Genomic DNA, 6,190 nt, shown 5'->3' on the forward strand with positions numbered 1-6,190 from the left:
AATCTGATCAGCTGCGTCGGCGCGATGGGGCTCTACTCCGTCTCGCCGGATCGTGAGGTCAAAAGACTGTCGGCCGAAACGTCGCGCTCGTTGACCTCGATCGTCGACGATGCACGGCTGCGTGACCCCAATGACTGCGACATCGCACCCGATGGGCGCATCTATTTCACCGACTCGACCAAGCGCTACGATGCGCATGACTGGGCGCTGGATTCGATCGAGAACCGCGCCACCGGCCGGCTGCTGGTCTACGACCCGAAGGACGGCTCGACGAAGACGTTGCTCGACGGCTATCGCTACACCAACGGTGTGTGCATGGCGCATGACGGCAAGTCGCTGTTCTTCGCCGAAAGCTGGGCCTGCCGCGTGCACCGCTATTGGCTGGAGGGGCCGAAGGCCGGCACCGCCGAATGCGTCATCCGCGACATGCCGGGCTATCCCGACAACATCAACCGCGCCTCCGACGGCAATTACTGGATGGCGTGGCTCGGCATGCGCACGCCGAGCTTCGACCTGTCGCTGCGCCATCCCGACATGCGCAAGCGCATGACGCGCCGGCTGCCGCAGGACGAATGGCTGTTCCCCAACATCAACACCGGCGGCGTGGTGAAATTCACAGAGAAGGGCGGCATCGTCGAGGCGATGGGCGACCTCACCGGCGGCGCGCACCCGATGGTCACCTCGATGCGCGAGCACAAGGGGTATCTGTTCGTCGGCGGCATCCTCAACAACCGCATCGGCCGCTACAAGATTGCAGGCGCCGACCCGAACTGGACCAGCCCCGCTTCCTATTGGGGAGCAAAGCCATGATCCTCGACCCGGTGCTCGACCTGTTCCGCGGCAAGGCGGTGACCATCCCGCCGCTCGACGGCGCTTTTCGCCCCAATACGCGGCTGGATGATGCGCCGGCTTTTGCCGAGCTGACGGAACCGGATAATCTGCTGGTTACCGGTGACAGGCTGCTGGTCTCCAGCGGCAACGCCATCCATTCGATTGCTGCTGGAGCGCAACCTGTCGTGGTCGAGACCTTTCCGTCTGCCGTCACCGCGCTGGCGCTGTCGCCATTGGGCGAACTGACGGTCGGGCTGGAAAGCGGCAAGTTGCTGATTGGCGGCAGCGACGTTTCACTGCCGGCCGGGATCAGCTGCATCACCGCACTAGCCTATGCGGATGACGGCACGCTGTGGCTGGCGAACGGCTCGGCCGAGCATGCGCCATCGCAATGGGCCGCCGATCTGATGAAGAAGGGCGCGTCCGGTTCGCTCTGGAAGCGAGACGCGGCAGGCGGTGATTTTCGCAAGCTTGCCGGCGACATTGCCTTTCCCTACGGGCTGCATCCTGTCGGCAAGGATGTGCTTGTCAGTGAAAGCTGGCGCCATCAGTTGGTGCGTTTCGGCGGCGCGACGGGCAGCCGTTCGACGGTTCTGACGCATCTGCCGGGATATCCCGCACGGCTGTCGCCGTCCGCCGATGGTGGGGCCTGGCTGACCTTGTTTGCGCCGCGCAACCGGCTGATCGAATTCGTGCTGCAGGAAACGCATTACCGGCAGGACATGCTGAGCCAAGTGCCGCCGGCCTACTGGATCGCGCCGGCACTGGCGTCCAGCCGCAGCTTCCTCGAGCCGCTGCAATGCGGCGGCATCCGCACCATGGGCATCCACAAGCCGTGGTCGCCGAGCCGCTCCTATGGGCTGGTGGTCAGGCTCGACCAGAAGATGCAGCCGCTGTTCAGCCTGCACAGCCGCGCCAACGGCACGCGTCATGGCATCTGCAGCGTTGCGGAAAAGGACGGCCGGCTGTTTGTCGCCTCCAGAGGCGGCGACTGCGTGCTGGCGATCGACCTCGCTTCGGGAGGTTTCTGATGGAACCGATCGTTCGGCTGGAAAACGTCACCAAGAATTATCGCGGCGTGCCCGCGGTGAAGAACGTCAGCTTCGAACTGCGCAAGGGCGAGATCCATGCGCTGCTCGGCGAGAACGGCGCGGGAAAATCGACGCTGACCAAGATCATCGCCGGTGTGGTCGATGCCACCTCGGGCAAGATGTTCCACAAGGGCCAGGAAATCGCCTACGCCTCGCCGCACGCAGCGCTTGAAGCCGGCATCGCGATGGTGTTCCAGGAGACCAGCCTGGTGCCGTCGATGACGGTGGCGCAGAACCTTTATCTCGGCACCGAAAAGTTCCTCAACCGGCTGCGCGGCACCTACATTTCAGCGCAGCAGTTCCTGCAGTCGCTGAATTTTCCGGTCGACCCCAACGCCATGGTGGCAACGTTGGGCGCCGCCAAGCGGCAGATGGTCGAGATCGCGCGCGCCGTCCACCACAATGCCGAGATCATCATCTTCGACGAGCCGACGGCGACGCTGACGCCGGAGGAGAAGCGGCACTTCTTCGCGCTGATCCGCCGGCTGAAGGCGGGCGGCGTCTCGATCGTCTTCATCAGCCATGCGCTGGAAGAGGCGCTCGATATCGCCGACCGCATCACCATCCTGCGCGACGGCGAGCTGGTCATTACCGACGACACATCCGCCTTCGACCGCGACAGGATCGTTTCCGCCATGGTCGGGCGCACGCTATCGGGACAGATCTACCGCCAGCGCGACGAAGCGAAGCTGCGCAAGGCGGGCAAGAAAGTGCTGTCGGTGCAGGACATTTCGATGAGCAATGTCGTGCGCAACACCTCTTTTTCGATCTTCGAGGGCCAGATCACCGGCGTGTTCGGGCTGATCGGCTCCGGCCGCACCGAGACATTCAAGATCGTCTCAGGCATCTACAAGCGGGATTTCCTGCGCGGCGGCGCGATTGAACTCGATGACAGACCGGTGCGCTATCTCGTGCCGAGCGAAGCGGTGGCCGACGGCATCGTCTATGTCACCGAGGACCGCAAGAGCGAAGGCATCTTCGAGACGATGGGCATTGCCGAAAACCTGTTCGGCGGACTGCTGGCGGCGGGTCGCGAAAAGGCCTGGGTGATCAACACGCAGGAGATGCGCGCGCTCTCGGCCGAATGGACGAAGACGCTGAACATCAAGGCAATCAACGACAATGCGCGCGTCGTCGAGCTGTCAGGCGGCAACCAGCAGAAGGTGGTGATCGGCAAGGGGCTGGTGCAGAAGCCGCGCATCGTCATCTTCGACGAGCCGACACGTGGCGTCGATGTCGGCGCGATCGCCGAGATCCACCAGATCATCAACCGGCTGGCCGATGAGGGGCTGGCCGTCGTCGTCATCTCGTCCTACCTGCCGGAGATCATGAACCTGTCCGACCGCATCCTGGTCTGCCGCCAGGGCCGCATCGTCGAGGAGTTTTCGCCGGCGGAGGCCACGGAGGAGAAGATCATGTACGCGGCCGTGCATTAGATTCAGGTGAGGCCGGCCTGCAAATGGCGGTTTCCTGCGCTTCCGGTGCTCACGTACGAAAAGTACGCTCCGCTCCGGTTCTCGGAACTCACCATTTTCGACTCGGCCTGACCTGAATCTAGACGCCGGCGCTGGAAAAGTGAATCGGACGAGTGGATTGGCCGCAATTGCTCAAGACCTGATTCAATTCACGCAACGATCCAACGAAGGAAAAACCCCATGGCCACCACAAAACTCCTCAGCGATGCCGAGGTCGAAAAGATTCCCGCCGTGAAAGCCGTGTTCGACGACATCCGCGCGACGCGCAAATCCGATTTCGTCAACAATTTCTGGCGCGGGCTGGCCAATGATCCTTCGGCGCTGAAGCGGATCTGGGAACAGTTGAAGGTGGTGATGGTCGCCGACAGCGCCATCGATCCGCTGACCAAGGAGATGATCTACATCGCGGTGTCGACCGCCAATGGCTGCTCCTACTGCGTCCACTCGCACACGGCTGCAGCCCGCGCCAAGGGCATGACCGATGCGCAGCATGGCGAACTGGTGTCGATCATCGGGCTCGCCGGCCAGACCAACCATCTGGTGACGGCGATGCAGATTTCAGTCGATCCGCAGTTCGAGGTGAAGTGAGGCGTCACACTGGCCGGTAAACCTTCTCCGCCGTGTTCCAGAAGATATCCGCCTCGGCCACCGCACCATGCTTGGCCACCGCGTCGCGGTGCGCCTTGATCAGCTCAGCGTGGCTGGTCCACAGCTTCTCGATCGGGAAGTTCGAGCCGAACATCAAATGGTCGGCACCCAGGATATCGATCGCGTTGTCTACGACATAGGCGATCAGCAGGGGATCGTTGCGGTGGACGAAGGTGCCGAGGCCCGACAGCTTGGCGTAAAGATTGGGCGCCGCCGACAGCGTTTGCAGGCCTGCCTTCCAGGCCTCGGTGGTTTCCGGTTCCATGCCGGTCAGCATGCCTGCATGGGTGAGGATGAAATTCGTTTCGGGGTTCTCGCCGACCAGCGTCAGGCCGTCCTTCATCTGGGCGGGGAAGAGCTGCAGGTCGAAGGACAGGCCATAATCCTTGAGCCGCGCCACATTGGCGCGCACTTTCGGGTCGATCACCTGATCGGCGAAGGCGGCGAAGCGGAAGGCCGGGGTCTCGTGCCAGTGCAACTGCATGCGCACGCCGCGCAGCAGCTTGTATTTCATCAAGCGATCGATCTGAGGCCTGATATCGTCGACGGTCATGTCGGTGTAGCCGACGATGGCATGCGGCCAGCCGGTTTCGTCGGACGTCTTCTGCAGGAAAGCGACTTCCTTCTCGAAATCCTCCTTGGCCCAGTTGGTCTGGACGTAGACGGCCTTCTCGACGCCTGAATCCCTCTGGTCTTCGAGAAATTCCTCGATCGGATAGTCGCGCCGGATCGGTTCGTAGGGGCCGAAGATGCGCGGCACCATCGGTCCGACCAGCCATGGCTGGTCCTGTTGGCGCCAGATGTGAAAATGTGCGTCGATGGTTTTCTGCATCATGAAACCCTCTTCCAGATTGTCGCCGCCGCCGGAGCAGGGCGGGCGAGCGACAGGATGAAATCGGTGAGACCGGCAAGCGACGAGCCGTCGACGAGATCGTCGAGGTCGGGCAGGATGGCGCGAAGTGCCGCCGTTGCCGGCCGGAAGCGCGGGTCGCCGGCCAAAGGTGTAGCCAGCGACAGCCGGAAGGCGCGGACGCTCAGCCGCCGCATGGCTGTCTCCAACTCGGCATGATCGCCGCGTTCCAGCGCGTCGGACAGGATGACGATAGCGGCACCGCGTGCAAAGGCTGAAAAGCGCGGCACCGATAGGAAGGCGAGCAGCGTCGGGCCCATGCGGGTGCCGCCGTCCCAATCGTCGACCTGGGCTGCGGCGCGGGCCAATGCCTGGTCGCGGTCGCGGATGCGCAATGCCGCGGTGATGCGGGTCAGCCGCGTGCCGAAGGTGAAGATTTCGGCGCGGTCCGCGCCTTGCACGGCGGCATGCGCCAGCTTCAGATAGTCCGCGGTGTGCAGCTTCATCGAGCCGGAAACGTCGATCAGGAGCAGCAGCTTGCGCGGCACGGTCTGGCGGCGGCGCAGCAGCGGCGAGGGTACGTCGCCATCGGCGCTGACGATTTCCCGCAGCGACCGGCGCAGATCGAGCTTGCCGCGCGAATGCGTGCGCACGGTGCGGAACGAGCGGCGGACGGGCAAGGCTGAAGCGAGCCTGCGGCGGAAAGCGGCAAGGTTGTCGTCGTCGCGCTTGAAATCGCGGGTACTCAGTTGTTCGGCTCCGGAAGAGAGTTTGCCACCTTCCTGATGGCTGATGACCTCGATCTCTTCCTGGCTCGCACCGCCATCATCCTTGATGCGGGTTTCCTCGTCGGCGTCGCCTTCGACTATGGCAGATGTGTTGCCATAGAAATGGCTCTGGAAATGCGCTTCGAATTCGTCGCGGCGGTCGGGCGGCGGCGCCAGGGTGGCGAGGGCCGCCTCGCGGATGTCGGCCATCGAGCGTGGACCGAGCAACGTCACCGCCTGCATGAAACAGGAGACTTGCTCGGGGGCTATGGCAAAGCCGTAGCGGCGCAAGAGCCTGGCAAAACCCAGGAATGGGGAGGCGGCGCGGGGGAGGCTTGTTTCCCGCATCATTCTGTGTCGCCCCCCTCTGTCCCGCCAGCCTTGCGAAATGACCTCCCGCGTCACGCCAGTGCCTCCTCGACGATCCGTCCAAGCTCCGGCGCAATGTAGGAAAGGTCTTCCTCGTCCTTGATCAGCACGCCGATGGCGCGGCGGAAGGCTTCCGGCCACGGGCTGCCGCCCTTCTCC

6 protein-coding genes and 1 pseudogene are annotated in these 6,190 nt (G+C 63.4%); 4 read left to right on the top strand and 3 right to left on the bottom strand.

Going from position 1 to position 6,190, the window contains the following annotated elements:
- From EN932_RS26255 to EN932_RS26270, 4 genes are all read left to right on the top strand, one after another.
- Positions 1–810, top strand: an 810-nt coding sequence (locus EN932_RS26255; RefSeq protein WP_164890626.1) for an SMP-30/gluconolactonase/LRE family protein, incomplete at its 5' end; no start/stop codon positions are given.
- A complete protein-coding gene (locus tag EN932_RS26260) occupies positions 807–1,862 on the top strand; it encodes a hypothetical protein (RefSeq protein WP_127385518.1) in 1,056 nt (351 codons plus the stop codon). The genes EN932_RS26255 and EN932_RS26260, both read left to right, overlap by 4 nt.
- Complete coding sequence (locus EN932_RS26265; RefSeq protein ID WP_013530841.1) at positions 1,862–3,358, top strand: sugar ABC transporter ATP-binding protein; 1,497 nt, start codon at positions 1,862–1,864, stop codon at positions 3,356–3,358. The genes EN932_RS26260 and EN932_RS26265 overlap by 1 nt, the downstream gene beginning before the upstream one ends.
- A gap of 219 nt (positions 3,359–3,577) precedes the next feature.
- Positions 3,578–3,985 carry a carboxymuconolactone decarboxylase family protein gene (locus EN932_RS26270; protein ID WP_127369128.1) on the top strand — a complete coding sequence of 136 codons (408 nt, stop codon included), beginning with the start codon at positions 3,578–3,580 and terminating at the stop codon, positions 3,983–3,985.
- Positions 3,986–3,989: 4 nt separating this feature from the next.
- Here the strand turns inward: EN932_RS26270 and EN932_RS26275 are convergent, their stop codons facing one another.
- The 3 genes and pseudogenes from EN932_RS26275 to EN932_RS39095 all read right to left on the bottom strand — a co-directional run.
- A complete protein-coding gene (locus tag EN932_RS26275; RefSeq protein ID WP_164753885.1) occupies positions 3,990–4,877 on the bottom strand; it encodes an amidohydrolase in 888 nt (295 codons plus the stop codon).
- Positions 4,877–6,013 (bottom strand): VWA domain-containing protein, encoded by a 1,137-nt coding sequence (locus tag EN932_RS26280; RefSeq protein ID WP_127369130.1) that lies wholly within the window; start codon positions 6,011–6,013, stop codon positions 4,877–4,879. Before EN932_RS26280 ends, EN932_RS26275 begins: the two co-directional genes overlap by 1 nt.
- A 50-nt stretch (positions 6,014–6,063) precedes the next feature.
- Positions 6,064–6,190: pseudogene (locus EN932_RS39095) on the bottom strand (MoxR family ATPase); the annotation flags it as partial.

Source organism: Mesorhizobium sp. M7A.F.Ca.US.002.01.1.1, assembly GCF_004022955.1.
GTDB classification, from domain to species: Bacteria; Pseudomonadota; Alphaproteobacteria; order Rhizobiales; family Rhizobiaceae; genus Mesorhizobium; species Mesorhizobium ciceri.

Bases quoted from the DNA above. Each gene is read 5' to 3' on its own strand.
- EN932_RS26260 (WP_127385518.1), top strand. From the start codon at position 807: ATGATCCTCGACCCGGTGCTCGACCTGTTCCGCGGCAAGGCGGTGACC.
- EN932_RS26265 (WP_013530841.1), top strand. From the start codon at position 1,862: ATGGAACCGATCGTTCGGCTGGAAAACGTCACCAAGAATTATCGCGGC.
- EN932_RS26270 (WP_127369128.1), top strand. From the start codon at position 3,578: ATGGCCACCACAAAACTCCTCAGCGATGCCGAGGTCGAAAAGATTCCC.
- EN932_RS26275 (WP_164753885.1), bottom strand. From the start codon at position 4,877: ATGCAGAAAACCATCGACGCACATTTTCACATCTGGCGCCAACAGGAC.
- EN932_RS26280 (WP_127369130.1), bottom strand. From the start codon at position 6,013: ATGATGCGGGAAACAAGCCTCCCCCGCGCCGCCTCCCCATTCCTGGGT.